This is a genomic window from Enterobacter sp. MGH 24 (genome assembly GCF_000493015.1).
GTDB lineage: Bacteria > Pseudomonadota > Gammaproteobacteria > Enterobacterales > Enterobacteriaceae > Enterobacter.
Genome location: NZ_KI535657.1, coordinates 4,324,458 through 4,349,433, shown reverse-complemented (window position 1 = coordinate 4,349,433; position 24,976 = coordinate 4,324,458). Strand labels below are relative to the sequence as shown.

27 protein-coding genes and 3 pseudogenes are annotated in these 24,976 nt (G+C 51.4%); 7 read left to right on the top strand and 23 right to left on the bottom strand.

The window, feature by feature from the left end:
• Window positions 1–277: 277 nt before the first annotated feature.
• Window positions 278–505, bottom strand: a complete 228-nt coding sequence (gene yodD / locus L370_RS01650) for a YodD family peroxide/acid resistance protein (protein WP_013097742.1) — start codon at window positions 503–505, stop codon at window positions 278–280.
• Between the two features lie 129 nt (window positions 506–634).
• Here yodD and dsrB point away from each other — a divergent pair, with 129 nt between their 5' ends.
• Complete coding sequence (gene dsrB, locus L370_RS23580; RefSeq protein WP_008500312.1) at window positions 635–823, top strand: protein DsrB; 189 nt, start codon at window positions 635–637, stop codon at window positions 821–823.
• 106 nt (window positions 824–929) lie between these two features.
• Here the strand turns inward: dsrB and rcsA are convergent, their stop codons facing one another.
• The 14 genes and pseudogenes from rcsA to fliF all read right to left on the bottom strand — a co-directional run bounded on the left by rcsA (window position 930) and on the right by fliF (window position 12,461).
• Window positions 930–1,553: a transcriptional regulator RcsA gene (rcsA, locus tag L370_RS01660; protein WP_008500313.1), complete on the bottom strand. Its 624-nt coding sequence runs from the start codon at window positions 1,551–1,553 to the stop codon at window positions 930–932.
• Between the two features lie 287 nt (window positions 1,554–1,840).
• Window positions 1,841–2,633, bottom strand: a pseudogene (gene fliR / locus L370_RS01665) (flagellar biosynthetic protein FliR); the annotation flags it as partial.
• A gap of 7 nt (window positions 2,634–2,640) precedes the next feature.
• Complete coding sequence (fliQ, locus tag L370_RS01670; RefSeq protein ID WP_008500315.1) at window positions 2,641–2,910, bottom strand: flagellar biosynthesis protein FliQ; 270 nt, start codon at window positions 2,908–2,910, stop codon at window positions 2,641–2,643.
• Between the two features lie 9 nt (window positions 2,911–2,919).
• Window positions 2,920–3,657, bottom strand: a complete 738-nt coding sequence (gene fliP / locus L370_RS01675; protein WP_023336186.1) for a flagellar type III secretion system pore protein FliP — start codon at window positions 3,655–3,657, stop codon at window positions 2,920–2,922.
• The gene (fliO, locus tag L370_RS01680) at window positions 3,657–4,031 is read right to left on the bottom strand and encodes a flagellar biosynthetic protein FliO (protein WP_023336185.1); all 375 of its coding nucleotides are present in this window, start codon (window positions 4,029–4,031) and stop codon (window positions 3,657–3,659) included. The genes fliP and fliO overlap by 1 nt, the downstream gene beginning before the upstream one ends.
• A gap of 2 nt (window positions 4,032–4,033) precedes the next feature.
• Window positions 4,034–4,447 carry a flagellar motor switch protein FliN gene (gene fliN / locus L370_RS01685; protein WP_023312308.1) on the bottom strand — a complete coding sequence of 138 codons (414 nt, stop codon included), beginning with the start codon at window positions 4,445–4,447 and terminating at the stop codon, window positions 4,034–4,036.
• Entirely contained in the window at window positions 4,444–5,448 is a 1,005-nt protein-coding gene (gene fliM / locus L370_RS01690; protein WP_023336184.1) for a flagellar motor switch protein FliM, read from the bottom strand. The genes fliN and fliM overlap by 4 nt, the downstream gene beginning before the upstream one ends.
• Before the next feature lie 4 nt (window positions 5,449–5,452).
• Complete coding sequence (gene fliL / locus L370_RS01695) at window positions 5,453–5,923, bottom strand: flagellar basal body-associated protein FliL (protein ID WP_023312306.1); 471 nt, start codon at window positions 5,921–5,923, stop codon at window positions 5,453–5,455.
• Between the two features lie 106 nt (window positions 5,924–6,029).
• Window positions 6,030–7,262: a flagellar hook length control protein FliK gene (gene fliK, locus L370_RS01700; RefSeq protein ID WP_023336183.1), complete on the bottom strand. Its 1,233-nt coding sequence runs from the start codon at window positions 7,260–7,262 to the stop codon at window positions 6,030–6,032.
• Window positions 7,259–7,702: a flagellar export protein FliJ gene (gene fliJ / locus L370_RS01705; protein WP_023312304.1), complete on the bottom strand. Its 444-nt coding sequence runs from the start codon at window positions 7,700–7,702 to the stop codon at window positions 7,259–7,261. Before fliJ ends, fliK begins: the two co-directional genes overlap by 4 nt.
• Window positions 7,703–7,723: 21 nt before the next feature.
• The gene (fliI, locus tag L370_RS01710) at window positions 7,724–9,094 is read right to left on the bottom strand and encodes a flagellar protein export ATPase FliI (protein WP_023336182.1); all 1,371 of its coding nucleotides are present in this window, start codon (window positions 9,092–9,094) and stop codon (window positions 7,724–7,726) included.
• The gene (gene fliH / locus L370_RS01715; RefSeq protein ID WP_023336181.1) at window positions 9,094–9,801 is read right to left on the bottom strand and encodes a flagellar assembly protein FliH; all 708 of its coding nucleotides are present in this window, start codon (window positions 9,799–9,801) and stop codon (window positions 9,094–9,096) included. The genes fliI and fliH overlap by 1 nt, the downstream gene beginning before the upstream one ends.
• A complete protein-coding gene (gene fliG / locus L370_RS01720; protein WP_008500327.1) occupies window positions 9,794–10,792 on the bottom strand; it encodes a flagellar motor switch protein FliG in 999 nt (332 codons plus the stop codon). Before fliG ends, fliH begins: the two co-directional genes overlap by 8 nt.
• On the bottom strand, window positions 10,785–12,461 hold the full coding sequence (fliF, locus tag L370_RS01725) for a flagellar basal-body MS-ring/collar protein FliF (protein ID WP_023336180.1): 1,677 nt from the start codon (window positions 12,459–12,461) through the stop codon (window positions 10,785–10,787). The genes fliG and fliF overlap by 8 nt, the downstream gene beginning before the upstream one ends.
• Before the next feature lie 228 nt (window positions 12,462–12,689).
• Between fliF and fliE the strand changes: the two genes are divergently transcribed.
• The gene (fliE, locus tag L370_RS01730; protein ID WP_023336179.1) at window positions 12,690–13,004 is read left to right on the top strand and encodes a flagellar hook-basal body complex protein FliE; all 315 of its coding nucleotides are present in this window, start codon (window positions 12,690–12,692) and stop codon (window positions 13,002–13,004) included.
• A gap of 80 nt (window positions 13,005–13,084) precedes the next feature.
• Here fliE and L370_RS23750 read toward each other — a convergent pair.
• Window positions 13,085–13,258 (bottom strand): annotated as a pseudogene (locus L370_RS23750) (integrase); the annotation flags it as partial.
• 595 nt (window positions 13,259–13,853) lie between these two features.
• On the opposite strand from L370_RS23750, the gene L370_RS01735 reads away from it, so the two are divergent.
• Both L370_RS01735 and L370_RS0122240 read left to right on the top strand, forming a co-directional pair.
• Window positions 13,854–14,825 carry an acyltransferase gene (locus L370_RS01735; RefSeq protein WP_023336178.1) on the top strand — a complete coding sequence of 324 codons (972 nt, stop codon included), beginning with the start codon at window positions 13,854–13,856 and terminating at the stop codon, window positions 14,823–14,825.
• Between the two features lie 147 nt (window positions 14,826–14,972).
• Window positions 14,973–15,362 (top strand): annotated as a pseudogene (locus tag L370_RS0122240) (S24 family peptidase).
• A 373-nt stretch (window positions 15,363–15,735) separates the two neighbouring features.
• Here the strand turns inward: L370_RS0122240 and L370_RS23520 are convergent.
• From L370_RS23520 to L370_RS01745, 3 genes are read right to left on the bottom strand one after another with little or no spacing between them, the layout of a single operon-like run.
• The gene (locus L370_RS23520) at window positions 15,736–17,370 is read right to left on the bottom strand and encodes a DUF6056 family protein (protein ID WP_023336175.1); all 1,635 of its coding nucleotides are present in this window, start codon (window positions 17,368–17,370) and stop codon (window positions 15,736–15,738) included.
• Window position 17,371: 1 nt separating this feature from the next.
• The gene (locus L370_RS01740) at window positions 17,372–18,289 is read right to left on the bottom strand and encodes a glycosyltransferase family 2 protein (RefSeq protein WP_023336174.1); all 918 of its coding nucleotides are present in this window, start codon (window positions 18,287–18,289) and stop codon (window positions 17,372–17,374) included.
• Entirely contained in the window at window positions 18,286–18,648 is a 363-nt protein-coding gene (locus L370_RS01745) for a GtrA family protein (RefSeq protein WP_023336173.1), read from the bottom strand. The genes L370_RS01740 and L370_RS01745 overlap by 4 nt, the downstream gene beginning before the upstream one ends.
• Before the next feature lie 106 nt (window positions 18,649–18,754).
• Between L370_RS01745 and L370_RS0122230 the strand changes: the two genes are divergently transcribed.
• Both L370_RS0122230 and yedD read left to right on the top strand, forming a co-directional pair.
• Window positions 18,755–19,150: a HumD family translesion DNA polymerase gene (locus tag L370_RS0122230; RefSeq protein WP_032666743.1), complete on the top strand. Its 396-nt coding sequence runs from the start codon at window positions 18,755–18,757 to the stop codon at window positions 19,148–19,150.
• Window positions 19,151–19,381: 231 nt separating this feature from the next.
• The gene (yedD, locus tag L370_RS01750; RefSeq protein ID WP_023336171.1) at window positions 19,382–19,795 is read left to right on the top strand and encodes a lipoprotein YedD; all 414 of its coding nucleotides are present in this window, start codon (window positions 19,382–19,384) and stop codon (window positions 19,793–19,795) included.
• 72 nt (window positions 19,796–19,867) lie between these two features.
• Here yedD and amyA read toward each other — a convergent pair whose 3' ends face one another.
• From amyA to fliD, 4 genes are read right to left on the bottom strand one after another with little or no spacing between them, the layout of a single operon-like run.
• Complete coding sequence (gene amyA / locus L370_RS01755) at window positions 19,868–21,355, bottom strand: alpha-amylase (protein ID WP_032666742.1); 1,488 nt, start codon at window positions 21,353–21,355, stop codon at window positions 19,868–19,870.
• A 51-nt stretch (window positions 21,356–21,406) separates the two neighbouring features.
• A complete protein-coding gene (gene fliT, locus L370_RS01760) occupies window positions 21,407–21,781 on the bottom strand; it encodes a flagella biosynthesis regulatory protein FliT (protein ID WP_023336169.1) in 375 nt (124 codons plus the stop codon).
• A gap of 5 nt (window positions 21,782–21,786) precedes the next feature.
• The gene (gene fliS, locus L370_RS01765; RefSeq protein WP_023336168.1) at window positions 21,787–22,191 is read right to left on the bottom strand and encodes a flagellar export chaperone FliS; all 405 of its coding nucleotides are present in this window, start codon (window positions 22,189–22,191) and stop codon (window positions 21,787–21,789) included.
• A gap of 14 nt (window positions 22,192–22,205) precedes the next feature.
• Window positions 22,206–23,630 carry a flagellar filament capping protein FliD gene (fliD, locus tag L370_RS01770; RefSeq protein ID WP_023336167.1) on the bottom strand — a complete coding sequence of 475 codons (1,425 nt, stop codon included), beginning with the start codon at window positions 23,628–23,630 and terminating at the stop codon, window positions 22,206–22,208.
• A 391-nt stretch (window positions 23,631–24,021) separates the two neighbouring features.
• Here fliD and L370_RS01775 point away from each other — a divergent pair, with 391 nt between their 5' ends.
• On the top strand, window positions 24,022–24,912 hold the full coding sequence (locus L370_RS01775; protein ID WP_023336166.1) for a flagellin N-terminal helical domain-containing protein: 891 nt from the start codon (window positions 24,022–24,024) through the stop codon (window positions 24,910–24,912).
• Window positions 24,913–24,976 lie beyond the last annotated feature (64 nt).

The window sequence follows — 24,976 nt, the reverse complement described above, 5'->3', positions numbered from 1 at the left end:
TTAGATCTAAGAAAATTCCTAAAAAATAACCGAATTGTTAACAGGAGAAATGAGAGTATTCCCTGGCAAACCCGCATTCGGCGTGTGTTATTGCTCATAACAAAAAGCATTATGTTAAAAATATTATATTCATCATAAGAATATATGCTTGTCAGGCAAATTCGTTGGGGATAGTGTGGCGTGTACATCAGATTTCCTGGTGTAACGAATTTTCAAGTGCTTCTTGCATAAGCAAGTTTTGATCCCGGCCATCCCCATGACCGGGATTTTTTTCGCCCTACCGATTGGCTTCAGACACGCTAAAGTCGTGAATATCAAGCTCGAAAGCCTCGGCCAGCTCACGATAGGTGTGATAATCCCTTCCATTGACAATGACGCGGTCCGAATTGTCGTCCGTCCGGCGGACTTCTGACTCACTGATCTCATTGATAGCGGCCAGCAGGGCATCGACATCCACCTCAACCTCGCGCTTGATGGTGTCGCTGTACTCTTTATCGGTTTTCATTACGGGGTTCCTCATTCAACCGTGTCCAACGGTAAGTATAGACTGTGTATAAAAACGCCATTCACACCGGGTAGCGATGTGTGTTTTTGCGTTTTGTTCTACACTGGCTCAAAACCAGAGGAGGAATGTATGAAGGTTAACGATCGGGTAACGGTTAAAACGGACGGTGGGCCGCGCCGCCCGGGTGTGGTGCTGGCAATTGAAGAGTTTAGTGAAGGCACAATGTATCTGGTATCACTCGAAGACTACCCGCTCGGCATCTGGTTTTTTAACGAACTGGGGCATCCGGACGGCATTTTTGTTGAGAAAGCAGACTAGCACGGCGTCGGGTAGCACAGCGCGTGCCCGACAACCTCATAGAAGCAAAAATCTCTGGCCAGGCCAGAGATCAAAGGTAGGGTGCACAGGGTCTTTTCTTAAGCGACTAACGCATGTTGACGAAAATCCCGTTCGTCACATTATCGGTCAGGCGTACCACGTGGTAGATCACTTGCTTATTATGCGTTTTAATTTTCCTTTTAATATTTCCTTTGTGTGACGAAACGGTTTTCGCTTTAATATTCATCTGGTCCGAGATCTGAATAGTTCCTTGTCCCGCCATCCACATTCGCAGCATACTTGATTCAGTCCTGCTTAATGATAAGGTGGGTAAGTTAACCGCTCCTACATTCTTAACTTCTTTATTCAAATAATCACCCAGAATGTCATCCAGCGACTCTGGTTTAATCGATTTAGAACTGATCAATAAATTTTTACGGACCAACAAATACTCATCGAAATGGATATTTGCGATCGCCATAAAAACAATAAACAGGGTTTTTGGATGCTGATTAATGATTTGCTTAATGTGCTGACTGTTGGCTGGATCGTGAATGAAACAGTCCTCATTAATAAACACCACGCCTGGTTTTAGTTCGTCACAAGCGGCTGCGAGTTCGTCAACGGTGTGCGCATCGTTGATGTCTCTCTTTCTTACCCCTCTGCTTGCCAGGTACCCGGTTAACCCTAGCCGGGTGTAGCTGCATAAATCCATAATGATCGTTGACATGGCATACCCTCACTCAATGCGTAACGATAATTCACCATCTGCCTGAGAGCTCAAAACAGCCATACGGGATGGAAAAAAATAATAAACCTGTGAGCATGACAAAGACTTTCAGGCGGACTCACTATCCCGTAAAGTTACGTATAATTTGCCAGGAATCTTCTTAAAGTAAAGTAAATATTAAGTATTGTGAGGTGGTTAGAAACAATTAAACCGCGTCAGATATATCCTGGAAGATGTTTTACGTGTTTTATTTTAGGAATATCCTCAGAAAGACAATAGCAACAGTGAGGGCTATTATTTACGTGGCAGCTCGCTGACAATATCTGCTAACAGGTTGAATATCTCGCCGAATAAATGTTCACAGAAGGGAGCGATAAGTGGCATCAGTAATGACATTAATAAAATCCCAACCGTCAGCGTCAGCGGAAAACCAATGACAAACACCGAAAGCTGCGGCGCCATTCGGTTGAGTAAACCTAATGCCAGGTTGACGGTCAGCAGCAGGGTGATGATCGGCAGCGCCAGCATCAGCCCGTTCAGGAATATCAGCCCCGCAGCGCGAGTGAGCGCCAGAAAGGCGTTGCTGTTCACCGGATTTTCGCCAATCGGCAGCGTATGGAACGTATCCACCAGCATGGAGATAAGCCACAGATGGCCGTTGAACGACAGGAACAGCAGCATGGCGAGCAGATCGATAATGCGCGCCAGCACGGGCATGTTGAGGTGACTACCGGGATCAACAAACGTGGCGAACGATAGCCCCATCTGCAGGCCGATCAGTTCCCCAGCGGTACGGACCGCGGCAAAGGCGAGCTGCATGGTGAAGCCGACGGCGACGCCAATCATCACCTGCTGCAAGGCCACCCACACCGCATTCGCCGAGAAGATCGGAATATCCACGGGTGGAAGAGAGGGCGCGACGATAATGGAGATGATAATGCCCAGCCCCACCTTGACGCGCTTGGGTATCGACTTCTCACTGAGGATCGGGGCGGTGGATATCAGCGCCATGATGCGCAGCATCGGCCAGAAATAGACGCCGAGCCACTGAACCCACTGGTCGCTGGTGAAGTGCAGCATCGTCAGGTCAGCCGATGATGTACGGCAGGTTGGTAAACAGGTTGCGCATATAGTCCAGCAACAGGTTCAGCATCCACGGCCCGGCCACGATAATCGCCACGAACACGGCGATAATTTTTGGGATGAATGACAGCGTCATTTCGTTAATCTGCGTGGCGGCCTGCAGAATACTGATAATCAGACCGGTAACCAGCGCGACAAGCAGCAGCGGCGCGGCAACGGCAATCGCGATCTTCATCGCTTCCGTGCCCATCATCATGACCGATTCGGGTGTCATTGCCGTTCCTTAACTGTAGAAACTCTGCGCCAGCGAACTGACCAGCAGCTGCCAGCCGTCGACCAGAACAAAGAGCATGATCTTAAAGGGCAGGGCAATGGTCGCGGGCGGCACCATCATCATCCCGAGCGCCATCAGGACGCTGGCGATCACGAGATCGATTATCAGGAACGGAATAAAGATGGTAAAGCCAATCTGGAACGCGGTTTTCAGCTCGCTGGTGACATAGGCGGGCAGAAGAATACGCATGGGCACCGATTCCGGTCCCTGCAGCTCGCCGGTGTTGGAGAGGCGGGCAAAGAGGGCCAGGTCGGCTTCGCGCGTCTGGCGCAGCATAAATTCCCGCAGCGGCTGCGCGCCTTTATCCAGCGCCTCCTGCATGGAGATTTTGTCTTCGCTGAACGGCTGGTAGGCGTCGGTATAAATCTTGTCGATAACCGGCGACATAATGAAAAAGGTCAAAAACAGCGCCAGCCCGAGCAGAACCTGGTTTGGCGGCGCGGAAGGCGTTCCCAGCGCGTTTCGCAGCAGACCAAAAACGATGATGATGCGGGTGAAGCTGGTCATCATCAGCAGGATGGCCGGAATAAACGTCAGCGAGGTGATGAACACCAGCGTCTGAACCGGAAGCGACCAGCTTTGTCCGCCGCCCGCGAGAGGGGTGGAGACCAGGCCGGGCAGCTGTGCATAGACCGCGGGAGCAAACAGGGCAACGCCCGCAAGCGTCAGGGATAACAAACGGCGCATCAGGATCTCCCGGAACGCTTAAGCAAACTCTTCATGACGGACTGAAAATCCGCGGGGGCGTCTGCGCGCTCGTCCACCACTACAGGGGCGGGCGGCAGCTTATGTAATACGCTGATGTTTGAGGCCGTGACGCCCAGGACCAGGCGCGCGTCGTCCACTTCGACGATGACCACGCGTTCCCGTGGCCCCAGCGTGGTGCTGGCGCTGACCTTCAGGCCGCGGGCACCTGCGGTCTTACCCGCCAGACCAAAGCGCTTCGCCAGCCACGCGGCGATAAGAATAAAGGCAATAATACCGAACAATGCCCCGCTCACCTGGAGCAGAGGCGAGCCGGGAACGGCAGAAGGTTGCGATAGTGTTGCCTGGGTTTTCATGCTTAACGGCTCAGACGACGCATACGTTCAGACGGGGTAATGATGTCGGTGATGCGTACGCCGTATTTATCGGCAACCACCACCACTTCACCCTGGGCAATCAGATAGCCGTTGATCAGAATATCCAGCGGCTCGCCGGCCAGACCGTCAAGGGCCACCACGGAACCCTGCGTCAGGCGCAGCAGCTCTTTAATGGTCATGCGGGTGCGTCCCAGCTCAACGGTCAGCTTAACCGGGATGTCCATGATCAGGTCGATGTCCTGCAGCGTACCGCTAACGTCACCGCCGCCGAGCTGCTGGAATACGGCATCCGCTGCGCTTTTGGCCGGGGGTGCTTTTTGCTCGTTTAACGCGTCAGCCCACAGATCGTCCAGTGCTCCGCTGTTTTCATCGGACGGATTGTTCATGTCACTCATTTGGGCTGTTCCTCATTCAGCGAATTCAAAATCGGGTTGATCAAGTGCTCAACGCGTAACGCATACTGGCCGTTAATCGTGCCGTACTGGCTTGTCAGCACGGGGACACCATCCACATGGGCAATAATGCGGTCGGGTTTTTCTATCGGCAAAACATCGCCGGGTTGTAATTTCAGGATCTGAGATAACCGCAGCGGGATATCGGCGAAGCTCGCCACCAGCTCAAGCTGCGAATGCTGGACCTGGCGGACCAGGTTTTCACGCCAGTTCTGGTCTTCGTTGCGGGAGTTCTCCAGCGGCGGGTTAACCAGCAGCTCGCGCAGCGGTTCGATCATGCTGAACGGCAGGCAGATGTTGAACTCGCCGGTCAGGTTGCCGATCTCCACGTGGAACGGGGTGTTAACGACGATATCGTTCGGGGAGGTGGTGATATTGGTAAATTTCACCTGCATCTCAGAACGGACGTACTCCACTTCCAGCGGGTTAATCGCTTTCCACGCGTCGCTGTATGACTCCAGCGCCAGCTTCAGCATGCGGTTAATGACGCGCTGTTCGGTGTGGGTGAATTCACGACCTTCTACTTTGGTCGGAAAACGCCCGTCGCCGCCGAACAGGTTATCTACCGCGATGAACACCAGGCTTGGCGAAAACACCACCAGACCGGTGCCGCGCAGCGGCTTCAGATGAATCAGGTTAAGGTTGGTTGGCACCGGCAGGTTGCGGGCAAACTCATGATACGGCTGAATGCGGATCGCACCGACCGTGATATCCGGGCTACGACGCAGCAGGTTAAACAGCCCCATACGGAACTGACGTGCAAAACGTTCGTTAATGATCTCCAGCGCCTGCAGACGTTCACGTACCACGCGACGCTGGGTATTCGGGTCATAGGGACGAATATCGCTATCGCCGCCAATACCCGGTTTAGGATCATCATTGTTATCGCTGTCGCCGTTGAGCAGCGCATCGATTTCTGCCTGAGAAAGAATACTGTCGCCCATGTCGTTACCGCAGAATGAATGCTGTATACAGAACGTCAGTGACTTCCTGCTTAGGTTGGCCGTTTACCAGCGGGGTCGCCAGCGTTTGTTTAATGGCGTCGACCAGCTTTTGCTTACCCACATCGGTGGCAAGCGCCGAAGCGTCCTGACGAGAGAACAGCAGCAGAAGTCTGCTGCGCACTTCTGGAAGGTAATCGTTCAGACGTGAACGGGTGGCTTCATCTTTCAGGCGCAGCGTAATGCCAACATAAAGCACGCGATCCGCATCACCCAGATTGACGGTGAAGGTATCCAGCGGGAAGAACACTGGAGCCGGCGGAGGTGGCGCTTCAGCTTTGGCTGCAGCAGTGGTAGGTTCCTGCTGCATACGCCAGTAACTATAGCCCGCGGTGGCGCAGGCGGCGAGCGTGATCAACACCAGCAGCGGGATCCAGATGGAACGCTTACTTTTTTTGGTGATAGCGGAGTCAGTCATCTGATACGAGCTTCCTGTTTCGGTACAGCTTAATAAGGTGATTATCCCGTGTCCTGCTGTCGTCAAAGCGTGGAAAAGACGGGGATAATCACGCTACCTCTGGCGTTTAGGCGAAGATGTCTACGGCACTGTTACCGCGCGCGGCGGATTGCAGGGCGGCAGGGGTAGGCAGAAGTTCATCGCTCTCTTCATTAAAACCGCCGGTGTTGCCGGAACGCGAAGCCTGGTGCTGCTGCTGGGATGAGGACTGCTGCTGCCCGGCAAAGCTCTCGCTGCTGACGCTGCTCTGCGCAAGCTGAATGCCGTTCTCCGCCAGTGAGGTTCGCAGCATCGGCAGCGCGGCTTCCAGTGCCGCACGGACATGGCTGTGCGCTGAGACCATCTGCAGCTGCGCCTGGTTATCATCCAGCTTAAGCGATATTTGCACCTGACCCAGATCTTCCGGGTGCAGACGCAGCTCTGCCGTCTGCTGGCCCTGCTTAGTGAACAGGGTGATGTGCTGGCTCAGGGATTGCTGCCATTCGTGGGTCCCCAGAGGCTGGCTTAACACCGGCGCGGTGGCGACGGTGGCGGCCGTCTGACTGGTCGCATGGCTGGACATAATCGGTGCCAGAGTGGCCGTTGGGGATGCCGAAGAGGAAGAGCTGGCGAGCTCCTGCTTCTCAGCCGTCGCGGCCACGGCCGGTGTAGCAGGCGCGTTGCCCTGCAGAACCGGCTCGTTATTTTTCACCTGGCTCTGATAAGGCGTAGAACTCTGCGCTTTATCATGGCTTACCAGAGGCGCGTTCAGGGGCGGCTGGCCCGCGCCGTTTTGCGAAAGCGTCGCGGAATTCAGCGTTGAGGTGGCGGCGACGCCGTCACTGCCTGCCGCGCGAGGGGCGGTAGTTTGCTGGTGCGGCAGCATCGCCATCAGCGCGCTTAATCCGGCCAGCTCTTCTTCGCTCAGCTCGCTTTTAGCGTCATCTTTGCTGTTTGCTGTATTGAGGGTCTTCAGTGCGTCACCCTTAGACAGCGGCACCAGCCCGGAAACCAGCGTATCAAGCGGCGTAACGGGCGACGTTTCATCGCCGTTCAGCGCGGGCTGGCGCGAGAGCAGGTCGGCAATTTTTGCCTGCAGGGTAGTATCCCCTTTGGCGTCCTGAGCCACTTTCGACAGCTTACTGCCGGCGGCTTTCAGGTCAGCCAGGGTCAGCGGCGCATCTTTGCCCTTGCCCGTTGCGTCCGACAGGGCGCCCGCCAGCAGAGAGAGAAAGTCCTGTGCACCGTCGGTGCCTTTCCCCGTCTGCGTGCCGCCTGACAGGTCGCTGTCGCTCATCAGCAGTTGTTGCAGTGTGATCATTCCGGTTTCCTCATTGATGCGCGCTGGGCAAACTCATCCATTTTCTTTTGATCCAGACGGTTTTCCGCCAGGGTCGTTGCCGCGATCTGTCGGTCCTGTAGAGTCTGCCAGGCCTGCAGCCGCTGCTTCTTCTCGCGCCAGAAATTTAGCGCGGTATCGACTTTCTGGGTCCACTGGTTAAGCTGCTGGCGATGCTGATCTATCGCCTTCTCCAGCGTCTGGATAAACTGCTGATAGTTAATCCAGCGCTGGCTGCCAATGCCCTGTGTCATATCGGTATTGAGGTTGGTGCGATATTCATGCTGATAGTCGATCAACATCTTCAACTGTTCTTCAGCCTGCTGGCACCCGCGTCGCATTGCGCCGAGCTGCAATGCGGCATCATCAACTTCTTTTTCAGCCAGATCTTTCAGCGTTGATAACGCGCTGTTTTGCGCCATGACCTTCGCCCTCCACCTGTGTTACACCTGCGGGAAAATCAGCTCCAGTGCCTGAATTGAATCTTCCCAGTCGGCGCGTTCAAAAATGCCCTGTTGCAAAAACGCCTCCAGCTGCGGCCACAGGCTAATCGCTTTGTCGAGCATCGGGTCGCTGCCTTTGGCATACGCCCCCACGCTGACCAGATCGCGGTTGCGCTGGAAGCTGGAGAGGAGTTGTTTGAAGTTACGCACGCGGGCGTAGTGCTTCTCGGTTATCAGCGCCGTCATTGCGCGGCTGATAGAAGCTTCAATATCAATGGCCGGATAGTGCCCGGCTTCGGCCAGACGACGCGACAGCACAATATGGCCGTCAAGGATCGCGCGCGCGGAGTCGGCAATCGGGTCCTGCTGGTCATCGCCTTCGGTCAGCACCGTATAGAACGCGGTGATGGATCCGCCGCCGCTGATGCCGTTCCCCGCACGTTCAACGAGGGCAGGGAGTTTGGCGAAGACCGAAGGCGGGTAGCCTTTGGTCGCCGGTGGCTCACCGATGGCCAGCGCGATTTCACGCTGCGCCATCGCGTAACGGGTCAGGGAATCCATGATCAGCAGCACGTGCTTGCCGCGGTCACGAAAATCTTCGGCGATGCGGGTGGCATACGCTGCTCCCTGCATCCTCAGCAGCGGCGACACGTCCGCCGGCGCGGCGATGACCACCGAGCGGGCGCGGCCTTCCGCTCCGAGAATGTTTTCAATAAAGTCTTTTACTTCACGACCACGTTCGCCAATCAGACCTACGACGATCACATCGGCCTGCGTGTAGCGCGCCATCATGCCGAGCAGGACGGATTTGCCCACGCCTGACCCGGCGAACAGGCCCATACGTTGTCCGCGTCCCACGGTCAGCAGGGCGTTAATTGGGCGCACGCCGGTATCAAGCACATGCTCGATAGGGGTACGCTGCAGGGGGTTGAACGGTTGGGTGATCAGCGCGCCGGTTTCGGTAGTATCCGGGGAGGGCAGACCGTCGAGCGGTTTCCCGCTGCCGTCCAGCACGCGGCCCAACAGGGCAGGGCCAAGCGGCAGCTGTTTCCCGCTTTGCAGCCCGTCGCCAGAAATGTTTTTGGCATACACGCGCGCGCCGGGCAGAATGCCTTCCACCTCTTCAAGCGGCATCAGGAACAGACGCTGGCCGTTGAATCCGACCACTTCACTTTCCACTTCACGCGTTTCCAGTCCATCCTGGCGCTCAATGACGCAGGTTGCGCCCAGCGGGAGCTGCAGGCCGGTGGCCTCCAGTACCAGACCGGTGGCGCGCGTCAGTCGCCCGTAACGACGAACGGATGGCAGCTGCGCCATCTTCGTCTCAAAGTTGTCGAGCGTGGTGAGCCAGCGGGTGAGGCGCGCAGTCATCAGACGACTCCCGGTGCCGCCAGGCGGCACAGTTCCTGCCAGCGGGTGGCGACGCTGGCATCCAGGTCACCTTCATCGGCAGAGACTTTGCAGCCGCCGTGATGTAACGACGGGTCGCCGCGCAGACGCCAGCCGTGCAGGTTTAGCGTCGCCCCCAGGCTTTCTTCAACGCGCTGCAGATCGTCCGGGTGGACGCGCAGCTGAGGCTTCCCGCTGAACAGCGGCTCCTGCTGAAGCAGACCCTGAATTTGTTTGATCAGCGCAGTGTTATCCACCACGGGCGTCTGGCCGATGACCTGACGCGCGGCTTCCAGCGCCATCTGCATCAGTCGCGAGGCAATCACGCTGTCCAGCGCGTCCAGCGTGTGCTGAAACTCGCTGACCAGCTGCTGCATGCGGGCATGGATCGGCGCCTGCTGCTGGCGCGCCTGATCGATGCCGTGCTCTAGCCCTTTCGCCAGACCTTCCTGATAGCCAAGGTCGTGGCCTTTCTGCCGGCCTTCGTTCAGACCGGCATTATAGCCCTGCTCGTGCGCCTGCATTTGCAGCTGGGCCAGCATCTGTGCCTGCTGCTCCTCCTCGCTCAGCTCGGGCTGCTCGACGTCCGGGTCACGCTCCTCGGTTGCGATGACGGCTGGCGTGAACTCGGAAAGGGGAGGCGCCAGATCGTCCGGCGTCCAGCGCTTCCACGGCAGCTCATTAGACATAGGTGTCGTCTCCGCTGCCAATCACCATCTCGCCGGTTTCTGCCAGACGACGAACGATAAGCAGGATGGCTTTCTGTTCGTTTTCCACCTGAGACAGACGAACCGGGCCGCGGTTGGCGAGGTCGTCGCGCAGGATATCGGCCGCACGCTGAGACATATTGCGCAGGAACTTCTCGCGCAGCGGCTGCTCGGCGCCTTTGAGGGCGATAAGCAGCGACTCGGAATCCACTTCCTGGAGCAGGCGCTGGATGCTGCGGTCGTCCACTTCGACGAGGTTTTCGAAGAGGAACATCTCGTCGATGATTTTCTGTGCCAGTTCGCCGTCGAATTCGCGAACCGCCGTAATGACGGCCTCTTCCTGCTGCGTTTTCATCAGGTTGATGATTTCCGCCGCCGTTCTCACGCCGCCCATTTTGCTGCGCTTGAGGTTCTGACCGTCGAGCAGGTTGTTCAGCACTTCGGTCAGCTCCGCCAGCGCGGCCGGCTGGACGCCGCCGAAGGTGGCGATACGCAGCATCACATCGTGGCGCAGACGCTCTTCGAACAGCGCCAGAATATCCGCTGCCTGGCCACGTTTGAGGTGGACAAGGATGGTGGCGATAATCTGCGGGTGCTCGTCGCGAATAAGGTCGGCGGCACTCTGCGGTTCCATAAAGTTAAGCGTTTCGATACCGCTGGCGGTATCGCGCGTTTCCAGAATGTCTTCCAGCAGGCTCGCGGCACGCTCTTCGCCCAGCGCCTTGACCAGCACGGAACGCAGGTAGTCGTTGGCGTTGACGTTGAGCGCGGCAAACTGTTCGGCTTCTTGTTCAAATTCCGACAGCACTTCGGTCAGCTGTTTATTGGAGATTTGACGCACGTTGGCCATCGCCGCACTGAGAATTTGCACTTCTCGCTGGGAGAGGTGTTTAAACACCTCCGCCGCGCGATCTTCGCCAATGGTCATCAGCAGGATGACGCTTTTATCGGTGCCCGTAAGCGTATTACTCATGTTCGTTACCCATCCACTGGCGGATGACCAGCGCCACGACGCGCGGATCGTTATCTGACATTTCGCGAATGCGCTGGCTCATAACCTCAGCGCCCATGCGCTGGTTAGCACGACGCTGCTGCATCTGTTCATCTTTACTGAGGCGAACTTCAACGGCTTCTTCCGTTTCCTGACGCGTAGACATCTGTTCGCGAGCCGCTTTTTCGGCTTCAGCACGACGTTGAAGCTGCGGACGAACGCCCTTACGCCACAGCAGCCACGCGACAATCAGCACCAGCAGCCAGCGTCCTGCGGACATCAGCTGATCGATAAACGCCTGCTGTTGCCAGAACGGCAGTTCACCGCCGGTCTCTTCTACCGAGTTGAACGGTGAGTTCACCACGTTGAGAGTATCGCCGCGCTTCTCGGAGTAACCCATCGCTTCACGGGTCAGGTTTTCAATCTGCTTCATCTGCTCGGCGGTCAGCGGCAACGGTTTACCATCCGCCAGCGTTTTGTAGTTCACCACCACGGCAACAGAAAGACGCTGAATATCGCCCACGTTCAGTTTAGTGTGGCGAATCGTCCGGTCCACTTCGTAGTTCGTGGTTTCGTTACGACTGCTGGTACGTGGACCGGCGTTACTGGTCGTTGAGGTGGTCTGCTGATTTTGCTGACCATTCTGCTGATTGGCCGGAGGCGTAGAAATCGGTGCCGCGTTAGCCGGGGCCGGTTGGTTGGACAGCGCGCCCGGCACGCCGCCCGGGTAGGCACCGCCGACCTGCTCGTTCGAATTGATCTGGCGTGAACGCATCACCGCCTGAGCCGCATCGCCGTTCGGGCTGTACTGCTCTTCGGTTTGTTCTTTATTCGCAAAGTCGATCTGCGCGGTAACCTGCGCGTGCACGTTGCTGTTACCCACGACCGGGCCGAGGATGGCTTCAATACGGCGCTGGAGACGGCTTTCGACATCGGCGGCATATTTCAGCTGCGCATCATTCAGGTCACGACCGGCGGTATTGGATTGCGTCAGCAGGTGACCGCTTTGGTCAACCAGCGTCACGTTACCCGGCGGCAGACCGGCGACGGCGCTGGAGACGAGATGCGTCACCGCGCTGATTTGCCCTTCGTCCAGCGCGCGACCAGGTTCGAGGTTCACGGTAACGGATGCCGAAGGTGATTTCTGTTCACGGACAAATAAAGAAGGTTTAGGCATCGCCAGGTGCACGCGGGCACTCTTTACCGGGCCTAATGTTTCAATGGTGCGGGCCAGCTCACCTTCCAGCGCACGCTGGTAGTTCACCTGCTCGCTGAACTGGCTGATACCGAATTTTTCCTGATCCAGCAGCTCAAAGCCCACCGCGCCGCCCTTTGGCAGCCCCTGCTGGGCCAGACGCAGACGCAGTTCGTGCACTTTATCTGCCGGGACCTCCAGCGCACCGCCATTATCGGCAAAGCGATAAGGGATGTTCATCTGGCTAAGCTGGGTGACGATGGCGCCGCCATCCTGATCGGAAAGGTTGCTGTAGAGCGTCCGGTAATCAGGGCTTTTCGCCCACAGGACCATCGCTACAAGGATCGCAATTGCGGCAGCGCCTGCCACGATCAACGGGATTTTAGGATTCGCGCGAAGGCGGTTCATCCACTCGAGTGATTTATTCTGCGGCGCTGTCGATGCTGTTGCACTCATTGCGCACCTCTTAAATCCTGGTGGTTTACGTTATTCGTGTAGAGAAACAAAACTGACTCCCGGGTCGGCAAACACGACAAAAGTTCCATATTGATGGCCCTGCCATTATTTGATGATTCGTGATTTTCTATGCGTCAAATAACCTGGTTTTTTCACGCTATTTACCGCCATTATCTTATTGACAAGCTGTTAGTCTTGACCGCGTAAAAAACCATCCAGGGGAGAGTCATGGCTATACAGGGCATTGAAGGGGTAATCAGTCAGTTGCAGGCAACGGCGATGACGGCCCGTAATCAGAATGTGGTAGATCAGCAGCCGAGCATCAGCTTCGCAGGGCAACTGCATGCCGCTCTTGACCGTATCAGTGATACCCAGACCGCCGCGCGCACTCAGGCGGAAAAGTTCACCCTCGGTGAGCCGGGCGTGGCGCTGAATGATGTGATGACCGATTTGCAAAAAGCCTCGGTTTCCCTGCAGATGGGGATCCAGGTCCGTAACAAGCTGGTGTCGGCGTATCAGGAAGTGATGGGGATGCAGGTTTAGGTTATCTAACCAAGTAATATTTAGAGTTAATAACCATTCGATCCCATGGAATGGGCATGAATGGAGAAAACTCACTAGAGAATCCCGGAACGTCGTATTGCTGCCTCAAAGGACTGGTTGATCGAGCCAAGAGCGTTATGATGCCCGGCACGGCCATTACGTGATGCGATCTACGGGTTGAACACGAATGTGCACGGATGCACATCGGTACGGTCATACTCGCGCAGTTTTACCTCAACCTGATACTGCTTACCCCAGGCGAGTTAATTCCACATAAGCATAGCGAATCAGCGTTTTATGCCCTGTCTTAAGAGTAAGATAACCGGTGAGCAATTACTTTCTGACATTCAACAGGTCTACCTGCGTCACCGCAGAAACCAGTTTGTCTCCGCCAGTCAGAATATTTCTGAAATCTTTTTGCTATAACAATTACTTCTTCAAGTGAATCAATATCACTCTCCCCTTTAACATCCTGCTTGAGATCTGCTACGAAGAAAACATAACCCTCTTCAGTTTTTTAATATTTAGTATGGCCTGATTTTGCACAAGGTTATTATCGCTATCAGTCGAAAGGAAGCGGAACGTGAAATCTCCTGTTTTAAACTTGAAGGGCTTAATTTCAGAGAGCGTCAATTTTCGCCAAGCCCGAGCTAATCATAAATGTTTCTCCCGTACTCCAGCGTATACTCTGGCCTGTGTTTCTGCGATTTGCATTAATCACTTATGCCAAGCAATTGTTTTATCATGTCTATCACCTCAAACTTAGCCCACAACTTTATTGCGTAATTTACACTCTCTTTGTACCATTTCGTATTCATAAACCAAGACAAACTGCACTACGGACAAAAAATGCGCAATAACGCACTGGATGCTGCCAAACTGTTGGCTTGTTTCTTCATCATAGTCGTCCACGTGGGTAACTACCCAGAGTTACCACAGCCTTTTGGTGAGCTTTTAAGAGTTTCATCAAGATGGGCGCTTCCATTCTTCTTCCTTGCCTCAGGTTACCTGATGGGGGCGTCAGCGCAGGATGATCTCGGTAAAAAGCTTAACAAGCTTGTAAGCATCCTCTTCTGGTCATCAGTTCTGTATATACCGATCCTTTATAGAATGGTTCAGGGTGACATTTGGCGGGTTGCCGGGAAGGTGCTATCTAATGACACTTTACATGGCGGGACATTTTTCCACCTTTGGTTTTTAAATGCGCTTATTCTCGGTGTTATATTAACAAATTATTTTATAAAAAATGTTAGTGTTAAATGTTCATTGTTAGTGTCAGTTTCTATTTTGCTAGCATGCTGGTATGGAGACCTTGTAAAGTCACTCCATTATGACATTTATATTTTCTATGCATTGAGAACATTGATAGCATTTTCACTTGTCTATCTTGGATATTACTTCGCGAAGAGTGGTGTCCTAAATCGCATTTCAAACGGCATTGCAGTTTCTGTCATCATTTTTGGTATTGTATTGATGGTAGGTGAGGTATATGTGCTTGGCGCAGCATATAACGCTGACATGTTGGAAAGACAGTTCCCACTTTTCGCGACTCCAGTGTGTGTTGCACTGCTAATCCTGTGTGTAAAAACAAGAATTGATGATAATATTTTCTCAAAATTGGGAAGGGATTATTCGCTAGGCGTTTATCTTTTGCACCCATTAATACTGTACATTCTCACGCATGATGTAGGTCAGTATATTGCTAATAATTCTATGCTTAAATTAATAATCAGCTTTATTTCATCAATTGCTTTACTTATGGTAGCGAAGGCAGTTCTTCCAATTACATACCGAAAGCTTAACGGAATAGGTGTGAAGTAATCTTCCTTGCAGCCCACCACGGTGGGCTTTTCTCAACTAAGTTTCCAGCCTCTCCATCCACTTACCAATCAGCTTAATCGTCTCGCTTGATCTGCGCCCATGAACGATAATGCTGTGTATGCATACAGTCATTATCGGAGGTGCATTATGGGGTTCCCGAGTCCTGCAGCAGAGTACGTTGAAGAGCGCATATCGCTAGACAAGCGTCTTATCGCGCATCCGGCAGCTACGTACATGATGATAGCGGGCTCTACATAACTGTGCGCCGGAATCATGAAGGCTGGAATGCTTATCGTCGATTCGTCGCTGACGCCGAAAGACGGATCTTTGCTGGTGTGTACTATTGATGGTGAGTTCAGGATCATGCGCTACAGGACACATCCGCAGCCGTACCTGGAAAACCCTGAAAATGGAAGGAGGGAGTCGTTACCGTTGAAGGACGATGTGTCGGATACATCGCGGCCGGTGTTTGGGGTGATCACCTACAGCATCATCGATGCGCGTTCGGGCGAGTTCTACGACTGCCCGGTGATGTGAAAAATGCGTTGTGTACCAAATTGCGTACCAAATAAAATCAGCACATCACCTTACCCCTGCTGGTGGCTGCTCTCAGCGTTGCTGCGCGTAATCGTGCAGCAATAAGATATGGAAACATATCTATACTGGAGCATACTATACCAGTAGTAGTTAATAACTTGATAACATGGATGTGATAATCATTTGTCCTTTAATAAATATCCTATGTTCTTACGCAAAAATTGATTTTATAAGTGTTAAATAACTAAGTGATATTATATTTCCCTACCCCACTGGTAAGTCATTGGAATGTAGAGAGTGCCACTATTATTAAATTTAATGATAGTGGCGGTTGATTTATTATTTTTTAACTGGTGGAACTTTCATAACCAAATTAATTATCTATTTTCTTTATGTCAGAGTTTATTCGGTTGCTTCCTATGTTTAGCGCAAAGTATGCTTTGCCGTTTATAGCATAAAGACCAGGTTCAGATTTAAGGGTATAGTGCTTACCATCTATCATTACACTTTTTGATTTACCAATAAATGCATCATGTTTAGACCATACATCTTTGTTATAGTGATCCAACATAATAACTATAACATAATCGTTACCTATTATCTGATTGTTGTATGCCCAAGACTCGATACCTTTCGCATATCCATTTAAATCAATATTTACCTTGGTTCCTTCCGTGTTTACAACGGAGTAATCAAAGTTTGGATTTATGTACGACACATCTTTAAGTCCGAAGAAATAAGGTAATTGTTTTGGCTTGAACATGTCAAACTTATCACCTTCATTAAACAAATGTCTAAATCTATATTCTGGGATCGTGGCGCTAGTCTTAAACGAAGAACGCTCTTTATTCATGATAGATTGACGAATTGCTTCCTGCTTTGCGACAAAATAATATGATCTCGCCATTAAAGAGTATGCATATAGTGATGTTAAAAACAATATTGATAGGATGGGTATCAAAAGCTTTTTATTGGCATTTTCTAAAGCTATAAACGTGGCAAAAGATAAACCACCTAAAAGCATTATAAATTGGCCGTTTGTTGCCCTTGCAGGATAGGCAGGTGAGCCAATCATAATTAAATTAGCGATAAAGGCTAGAAATATAAAGAATGGAATCGCAAAATACATATACCTATTACTATAGAAGCCATCCCTTGCTTTTCTTGTGGTCAAGGCTATAGACAATAGAAGGGCTATGAACAAAACGACAGGCCAGTCAACCTGCAGAACGAAAGGCATTTTCTTGAATGCCCAAAGCCAAAGTTTATAGCCCCAAGTGGCATTCTGCCACCATTCACCTTCCATTGACATCCGTCTGAAATTTCCTGGAGCCAAAAGAAGTATTGCTGCGCCAATGAATGTTCCAATTAAACTAATTGCACCTAATTTAATTTGCGGCCTGTTAAAAAATAACACAAACAATAGATAAAGAGAACAAACACCGAAGATAACAAGGCTCATGTTTTCATTGCCGCAACCCGCTACAACTGATAGCAAAAAAACGATGATATAGAAAGAAATGCTATGCTTGTTATTAGATATTAAGTTTCTGAGTAATATGTTGATAAGGATAACTATGAAAAGGTTAGTCCATACATAATTGGTAGAACCAACAATCCAAAAGGATGTTTGGCCTAAATTTGGTGAGCACGTCCATGCAATTGACATAATTACATAAAATATTACTACATAGCTCAAATTAATTCTTTTGGATTTTAACGAGAAAGGAAGTTTTGCAAGAGCGATTATCAAACCATACGTCCCAATAGCATTAAAAGCTGAGCGCATGAAATGCGAATCTATCCACATGATATAAGAAGCAATATAGTCTGCGGTTAGCCTTCCACTCCATGCTAAATATCGGTGGTAATGCCCTAAAAAGTTAGGAAACCCACCAATCCTAGTGCCAAAATCGTCTGAATGTAATGGAGTAAGTAACGCTATTGCCAGAATTAGCAAATATCCTGGTATTGTCCATTTCAAAACTTTGTAATAATTATTACACACTTTATTTATTCCCCTTCAAAATATAACGAGGCCTTCCCTTAACTTCAACATATATCCTTCCGATATACTCCCCCAGCACGCCAATGCCGATCAACTGAATCCCACCAAGGAAAAGTATTGAAACCAACATTGATGGATAGCCGCGAACCGGGTTTCCGAATGCTAATGTGTCGACGATCATCCATGCGCCATAGATAAATGCCAAGCCGGCAACGAATAAGCCTATATACGTCCACATGCGAAGCGGGAACGTAGAGAAACTGGTGATACCCTCAAGAGCGAGGTTCCAAAGTTTCCAGCCATTGAATTTTGTATTTCCAGCAACGCGCTCTGCTCTTGCATATTCAACCACGTCAGTGCGGCCGCCAACCCAGCTCAACACGCCCTTCATGAAAAGGTTGCGTTCTGGCATAAGCTTGATATTTTCAACCACATCCCGCGACATAAGGCGGAAGTCGCCAACGTTTTCCTCGATCTGCGGATTGCTGATTTTGTTGTGCAACTTATAGAACCACTCTGCGGTCTTGCGCTTGAGTCGCCCATCGGTGGACCGGTCAGAGCGCTTAGCCAGCACCATATCCGCACCGGCCTGCCATTTCTCTATCAGGTGCGGAATAACCTCGATAGGATCTTGCAGGTCAACGTCAATTGGGATTATTGCCTCACCGGTGGCATGATCCAGCCCCGCAAACAGAGCAGGCTCCTTGCCAAAGTTACGAGTGAATGACAGGGGAACCACAAGCGGATCGGCAACGGCAAGCGCCTTTATAATTGACTCTGTCGCGTCTTTACTACCGTCATTGATAAAGACTATCTCTACTTCATGCTGTTGTAGCTCTTCAAATTCTCGCACGGTCTTATAGAAGATCGGAATTGCTTCCTCTTCATTAAACACCGGAACGACAAGAGAAATTTTCATTTCGCATCCCTAAAGACAATGAACTTTGAATAGATAAAGCCGCACACCAGACTGATGGCGGAGAAGATGATTAACGTGATAATAGGGGCCATTCCAGATCTATCAGCGCACCAACCTACAGCAGCGCTTAGTGTTCCCATAAATCCAGCGTAGAGCATGTAGCGCATCGTGGTTGTCGAAGACTTAAAGGTGAACCTGGCGTTTGCGAAGAAACTGAACGACACCGCCACGACGAAACCGGCGAAGTTGCCAAGTGCCTGACCTGTGTGAAACACGTATATGCAAATAGCGAACACAACCCAGTGAATGAGCGTGTTTATGACGCCGATTGATGTGTACTTAGCAAAGAGCTTTAACATTATATAAATCAGTCAATTCGGAAAGGTCTGAAGTTTAGCACCTGATCAACCATTGATCACCCCCAATGATTAATTATGCTGTATATGCATACAGTGTTTGTCGGAGGTGAGTTATGGATTCCTAAGCCCAGCAAAAGACTACGTTGAAGATCGCATATCGCTAGACAAGCGTCTTATCACGCATCCGGCAACTACGTACATGATGATAGCGTGCTCTACTTACCTGCGCGCTGGCATCATGAAGGGCGCAATGCTTATCGTCGACTCGTCGCTGACGCCGAAAGACGGTTCTCTGCTGGTGTGCACTATTGATGGTGAGTTCAGGATCATGCGCTACAGGACACATCCCAAGCCGTATCTGGAAAACCCTGAAAATGGAAGGAGGGAGTCGTTACCGTTGAAGGACGATGTGTCGGATACATCGCGGCCGGTGTTTGGGGTGATCACCTACAGCATCAACGATGCTCGCTCTGGCGAGTTCAATGACTGCCCAGTAATATGATGGGGCATATATGGGACACAAAACAGCACTCGCTCTAAGGTGAACTTAGACGACTGATGTTTTCGACGACTACAACCATCTGTTATTTGGTGCGCTCTTGGACGATCTTTGTCGATTATGAAAAATGTATGCTCATGTGATGGGGATGCAGGTTTAAGACCTGTCGATCTTCGCTGGCAGCCGCAGCGCTTTAATGCCACAATATTTTTTTCTTCGAATGCAGGAAAGATGATGAAAAAAATAGCAATTGCTGGCGCGCTGCTGGCACTGACCGGGTGCGTTCAGGTCGATAACTACAACGACGTGATTAAGCACCCTGTCCCGGCGCATCTGGCGGGATACTGGCAGTCGAAAGGGCCGCAGAGCAACATGGTTAGCCCGAAGGCGATTGCCACGCTGGTGGTGACGGAGGAGGGCGATACGCTGGACTGCCGTCAGTGGCAGCGCGTGATTGCCGTGCCGGGTAAAATCATGCTGCGTTCAGACAGTTATTACAACGTAACGCGTAAGCTGGATATCTATCCGCTGGAGCGCGATGGCTCTGTGCTTGAGTACGACGGGCTGGAGCTGCAGAAGGTCGACCGCCCAACGGTTGAGTGCGCAGATTACCTGAGCAAAAATCCGCTGGAGAGCAAGCTTCCGTAGCCGTTTGTCGCCGGGTAGCGGCTTCGCCTTACCCGGCCTACAAAAGCGCCGTCCCGCCACCCGGCATTGTTTCTACAGCGCATCCTCTATTACCCACACGCTGACGCTCCCTCCATTACAGGTAAACGTCCCTTCGCCATCCGCCGCCGTGGTGATGGTTTCTTCGCGATTGCCGAGAAAATCCCGCCACGTTTTGTTGCCGTAGTTTTCCCCAAGACAAATTATTTTTTCACCGTCGTCCCCGTTCGACAGCACCACCACGCAGCCGGGATCGTCTTCCGTGCCGCTGCGGCTGAAGGCGATGCAGTTAGGATGGTCGAAAAACAGCGTCTGCACGCCGTGGGCAAAACGCTGGCGCGCCAGGATCAGTTCATGAAGCTGCTCAATGACCGGCATATCAATATGGTACGTTTCACCGTCTCCTCCCGTGTCGTCATAGCTGGCGCCAAAGAGATCCGGATAAAAGACGCTCGGCACGCCGTTTTCCCGCAGCAGGATCAGCGCGTAGGCCAGCGGCTTAAACCAGGCTTCGACCGGTGCTTCCAGCGCCTGCAAAGGCTGGGTGTCATGGTTAGCGACGAGGGTGACCGCATGAAACGGATCGGCTTCCACCAGGGTACCGGTGAAGATTTGGCTCATGTCGTAATCCCGGCCCTGACGTGACGCCTCGTGGAATTTCATCTGCAGGGGAGCATCAAACAGCATGGTTTTGCCTTCGACCTGGTCAATATAGGCCTGAAGTTTATCCACCTCGTGGGACCAGTATTCCGCCACGATAAACAGCGGCTGGTCGGCAACTTCCTGGACGTGCTCAATCCACTCTTTGTAAAACCAGGCGGGGATATGCTTGACGGCGTCCAGACGAAAACCGTCGCAGCGCGTCTGTTCCATGACCCAGCGGGCCCAGTATTTGATCTCCTCGGTCACGGCGTGATTGCGAAAGTCGATATTTTCACCCATCAGATAATCGAAGTTACCCATTTCATCGTCAACCTGATCGTTCCAGCCTTCGCCGGTGTAGTCGTTGACGATTTTAAAGATGCCGTCTTCATTGGGGTTTTCAATATGGTCGACGCCGCTGAAGCATTTGTAATCCCAGACGAACTGCGAATATTGCCCGGCCCGGACAGGGAAGGTGTAGCGAGTCCAGGCTTCGCATTCAATGACCTCGTCATCAATTTGCGTGCGGTCCTGTTCGTTCACGCGCTGAATGCGCACGGACTCCTTCTCATCGGCGCCCATTTTGTGGTTGACCACCACGTCGAGCAGCACGGCAATGTCGTTGCTTTTGAGAGCATCAATGGCCTCCAGCAGCTGCGCTTTGTCGCCGTACTTCGTGGCGATACTGCCTTTCTGGTCAAACTCACCGAGATCGAACAGGTCATAGGAGTCATAGCCAACAGAATACCCGCCGGATGCACCTTTATACGCGGGCGGCAGCCAGATCATGTTGATGCCGATTTCATTAAGATTGGGAGCTAACGCCGTGACCTCTCGCCACAATTCACCGCCAGCAGGATAGTACCAGTGAAAACATTGTAACAGGGTGGGGTTTTTCATCATCCTTGCTCCAGAAGCCGTTGACAGACTTCTGGAGTATGGATGAAGAAATCATAGTTGTGTGTCGCGGGTCAAACTTTCTGGATAAAGAATATTCCCTGACAGCTTTCCATAGGTAGACGTGATGGATTGCTGTTTGCCTGTCTGGCCGATGAGATTGCGCAGTTCATCCATACGGGCCTGAAGCAGTGCTTTAAGTTCATTCTCATTTTCGAGGATCTTTTTTAACAGGAAACGCGCTTGTTCTACTTGAGCAGGAGGGCACGACGTAATGGGATTACTGGAAATACTTTCCACCAGTTGAACGTAATGCATCTCTTGCTCAATGAGCTCATCCCACTTACCGGTATGAGCAAGATTTAGCATCGTTATGCTTTGAGCATGTAAAGCGTGCCAGTGATTAAGCGCTGCGCTGGGAATATTCATCAAAATTATCCTGAGATAGAGGACGCATTGGGGCCAATTTGCTTCCACGCATCCGCAATATTGTTTAACAGGTTTTCAACCTCAACAATTGCCTCAACGTCGTTATGCAAATTCGCAATTAATAACCGTCGAACCATATATTCGTATAAAGACGCCAGATTAATTGACAGTTCTCCCCCAGCCTCCATGTTCAGCGCTGCTTTCAATCCGTTGTCGATGATATTGATTGCTTTTGAAAGCGCCAGGCCTTTCTCTGCAAGCTGTCCTGCATCAAGAAACAAGCGCGCTCGGATAAGGGCGCTGTGCGCCCCATCGAAGAGCATTACAATCAACTGGTGAGGGCTGGCATTCATCACCGCGCTTTCCACTCCTATATTTTGATAGGACTGGACACCAGAGGTGTTATACATACTTACTCCTACATTTATGATGATTTCGTGAACTGCTGAGTCAGATAGTTCGCAGTATTGGTCATTTTCGTCACCAGTACGTCCAACTGGGTAAACTGGGCTTTGTATCGCGCCATGGTTGCATCGATAGACGCTTCCATATCATCGTAGCGTTCACTCAGACTCTTAAGTGTTTTGTTGATACCGTCTTTGGCATTCTGAATGACCCCGGTTTTACCGGCGCTGGTGCTAAGCATAGAATCCAGCGTGTTGTTCATTTTAGTGGCCAGCCCGGTGGTTTTTCCATCACCGATAAAGTATTGCTGTACGCCGGCAGGGTTGTTTGTAAGTGCGTTTTTCAGTTTATCATTGTCAATTTTCAGGTTGCCCATGGTGCCATCGCTGCCTTTTGCCGGGTCCTGAGTAATACCTAACTGCGCCATAATCTGTACGGAGCCGCTTTGAATATCAGTCAACATGCTACGCAACTGTGCCTGGATTCCACGGACATTACCGTCACCCACTAACGCCCCGTTGCTGGCGGACTGATCTTCACCCGCATCTACAGCCACATACTTGGTGACGCTGTTGATGGTGGACTGCAGCGAGTTATACGCCGTGACCCAGTCAGAGATTGCTTTCTGGTTTGCATCGGTCGCACGGGTTATATCCAGCGTTTCGTCTGCTTTACTCTCCGCTTTAACCGTAAACGTCACGCCCGGCAGCGCATCAGAAATCGTGTTGCTCTGACGCTCGATGGTGATGTCATTCACCACCATGATGGCATTTTGTGCTTTCGTCTGTACGGTCAATGCACCCGTAGCACTTGTAGAGTCATAACCGATCGCGGCCTGTAATGTATTGTCGCCGGTGACATTAATGGTCATTTGACCGTCGGTACCCGTTGATTTCGAAGTCAGCATAAGACGGTAGTCGCCATCTTTAGCTTTAATGACGCTGGCGGTGACGTTACCGTTCGCTTTGTTAATCGCACTGGCGATGCCGCTCAGAGATGTGTCTGCGTCAGAAAGCTCAACTTCCAGCGGCTTTTTCGTACCAGGTTGAGTAATTGTAATGGTACGTTTAGCCCCCGTTACTTCACCCAATTTTTCAGTATTACTGGAAATAGAACCGCTGGTCAGGACCTGCGCTTTGGCCATTTGGTTCACGTTAACTGTAAACGTGCCGGTAGAAGCCTCGGTCGAGGTTGTCGCCGTGAACGCGGTATTCGTACTGCTGACAGACGTGGAGTTCCAGGTCGCAGGTTTTGCCAGCGCAGCCGTCGCAGTTTGTAGGTTTGTCATGGCGCTCTGCAGCTTACCGTACGCACTTAATTGCGCGTTGTAAGTCGTCTGCTGGGTTGTAATGGTTTTCAGCTTCGTTCTTTCTGCTGTATCTAACTGATTATACAAATCCCCGAGTCCTGCAGAACCTATCCCGAGGTTAGTGATAGTAGCCATAACGTTTTCCTTAAATGCGTTGGTAGATCAGGACTCTTTATCGGCGTATTGGTGGAAAAGTTTACGCCAGAGACAAAAAAATAATCCCTGGAATAGCCACCAGAGGCGGTGGCTTATAGCTGGATTACCCGTTGAAGGAACTTAAAAGGGCTATTTTGAGCCGTGAACGAGAAGTATTAAACAAGCACTGACAGGAGAGAGGATTTGCTTTTGGGATGCGTCACATGCAAAGCAGATTTGATAAATAATTACTTTTAAATCAATAAAATAATTTTTTTTCTAAATTGATTCTAAAGTCTTTTTGGGGCGCGTCGATAACCTTGATGACGGTGAGAGACGCCGTGAGTGTTAGGCACCGAAACCTAAACCCATTTTTGAAGGAATTAAAATTATGGCAGTTATCAATACCAACCTGTTGTCCCTGACTACTCAGAACAACCTGAACAAATCTCAGTCTTCCCTGGGTACTGCGATCGAGCGTCTGTCCTCTGGTCTGCGTATCAACAGCGCGAAAGATGACGCTGCTGGCCAGGCAATTGCCAACCGAATGACCGCACAAGTTAAAGGTCTGACACAGGCTGCACGTAACGCAAACGACGGTATCTCTGTTGCACAGACTACTGAAGGCGCACTGAACGAAATCAACACCAACTTACAGCGTATCCGTGAACTGACCGTACAGGCAAACAACGGCACTAACTCTGGTGATGACCTGGTTTCTATCAACAACGAAATCGTTGACCGCGTTAAAGAAATCAACCGTGTTTCTGCACAGACCAGCTTCAACGGCGTGAAAGTACTGTCTACTGCACAGACTCTGAACATCCAGGTTGGTGCAAACGACGACGAAACTATCGGTATCTCCCTGAAGAAAATCGATTCAACCACTCTGTTCAGTACTGCAGGTCTGACTGGAATCACCGAAGGCTCCACCGGTGCTGCTGCCGTTGGTATCCTGGCAAGCTACACCGCTGCTACTGGTACCACTGCTACCGTTGCAACTGTTGACACCAAGTTGTTGACTGAAATCGACAAAGCGATCTCTGATGTTGACTCCCTGCGTTCAAGCCTGGGTGCGAGCCAGAACCGTTTCGAATCTACCGTTAACAACCTGAACAGTACTGTTAACAACATCACTGCAGCACGTAGCCGGATCGAAGATGCTGATTACGCTACAGAAGTATCCAACATGAGCCGCGCGCAGATTCTGCAGCAGGCTGGTACTTCTGTACTGTCCCAGGCAAACCAGGTTCCTCAGACCGTACTGTCTCTGCTGCGTTAATCGCGCAGTCACAATTAGTCTAAATAAGATAAAAAATAACGGGTATTTATCCCGTTATTTTTTT

Excerpts from the sequence above, each read along its gene's own strand:
- yodD (WP_013097742.1), bottom strand. The coding sequence starts at position 505 with ATGAAAACCGATAAAGAGTACAGCGACACCATCAAGCGCGAGGTTGAG.
- dsrB (WP_008500312.1), top strand. The coding sequence starts at position 635 with ATGAAGGTTAACGATCGGGTAACGGTTAAAACGGACGGTGGGCCGCGC.
- rcsA (WP_008500313.1), bottom strand. The coding sequence starts at position 1,553 with ATGTCAACGATCATTATGGATTTATGCAGCTACACCCGGCTAGGGTTA.
- fliQ (WP_008500315.1), bottom strand. The coding sequence starts at position 2,910 with ATGACACCCGAATCGGTCATGATGATGGGCACGGAAGCGATGAAGATC.
- fliP (WP_023336186.1), bottom strand. The coding sequence starts at position 3,657 with ATGCGCCGTTTGTTATCCCTGACGCTTGCGGGCGTTGCCCTGTTTGCT.
- fliO (WP_023336185.1), bottom strand. The coding sequence starts at position 4,031 with ATGAAAACCCAGGCAACACTATCGCAACCTTCTGCCGTTCCCGGCTCG.
- fliN (WP_023312308.1), bottom strand. The coding sequence starts at position 4,447 with ATGAGTGACATGAACAATCCGTCCGATGAAAACAGCGGAGCACTGGAC.
- fliM (WP_023336184.1), bottom strand. The coding sequence starts at position 5,448 with ATGGGCGACAGTATTCTTTCTCAGGCAGAAATCGATGCGCTGCTCAAC.
- fliL (WP_023312306.1), bottom strand. The coding sequence starts at position 5,923 with ATGACTGACTCCGCTATCACCAAAAAAAGTAAGCGTTCCATCTGGATC.
- fliK (WP_023336183.1), bottom strand. The coding sequence starts at position 7,262 with ATGATCACACTGCAACAACTGCTGATGAGCGACAGCGACCTGTCAGGC.
- fliJ (WP_023312304.1), bottom strand. The coding sequence starts at position 7,702 with ATGGCGCAAAACAGCGCGTTATCAACGCTGAAAGATCTGGCTGAAAAA.
- fliI (WP_023336182.1), bottom strand. The coding sequence starts at position 9,094 with ATGACTGCGCGCCTCACCCGCTGGCTCACCACGCTCGACAACTTTGAG.
- fliH (WP_023336181.1), bottom strand. The coding sequence starts at position 9,801 with ATGTCTAATGAGCTGCCGTGGAAGCGCTGGACGCCGGACGATCTGGCG.
- fliG (WP_008500327.1), bottom strand. The coding sequence starts at position 10,792 with ATGAGTAATACGCTTACGGGCACCGATAAAAGCGTCATCCTGCTGATG.
- fliF (WP_023336180.1), bottom strand. The coding sequence starts at position 12,461 with ATGAGTGCAACAGCATCGACAGCGCCGCAGAATAAATCACTCGAGTGG.
- fliE (WP_023336179.1), top strand. The coding sequence starts at position 12,690 with ATGGCTATACAGGGCATTGAAGGGGTAATCAGTCAGTTGCAGGCAACG.
- L370_RS01735 (WP_023336178.1), top strand. The coding sequence starts at position 13,854 with ATGCGCAATAACGCACTGGATGCTGCCAAACTGTTGGCTTGTTTCTTC.
- L370_RS01740 (WP_023336174.1), bottom strand. The coding sequence starts at position 18,289 with ATGAAAATTTCTCTTGTCGTTCCGGTGTTTAATGAAGAGGAAGCAATT.
- L370_RS01745 (WP_023336173.1), bottom strand. The coding sequence starts at position 18,648 with ATGTTAAAGCTCTTTGCTAAGTACACATCAATCGGCGTCATAAACACG.
- yedD (WP_023336171.1), top strand. The coding sequence starts at position 19,382 with ATGAAAAAAATAGCAATTGCTGGCGCGCTGCTGGCACTGACCGGGTGC.
- amyA (WP_032666742.1), bottom strand. The coding sequence starts at position 21,355 with ATGAAAAACCCCACCCTGTTACAATGTTTTCACTGGTACTATCCTGCT.
- fliT (WP_023336169.1), bottom strand. The coding sequence starts at position 21,781 with ATGAATATTCCCAGCGCAGCGCTTAATCACTGGCACGCTTTACATGCT.
- fliS (WP_023336168.1), bottom strand. The coding sequence starts at position 22,191 with ATGTATAACACCTCTGGTGTCCAGTCCTATCAAAATATAGGAGTGGAA.
- fliD (WP_023336167.1), bottom strand. The coding sequence starts at position 23,630 with ATGGCTACTATCACTAACCTCGGGATAGGTTCTGCAGGACTCGGGGAT.
- L370_RS01775 (WP_023336166.1), top strand. The coding sequence starts at position 24,022 with ATGGCAGTTATCAATACCAACCTGTTGTCCCTGACTACTCAGAACAAC.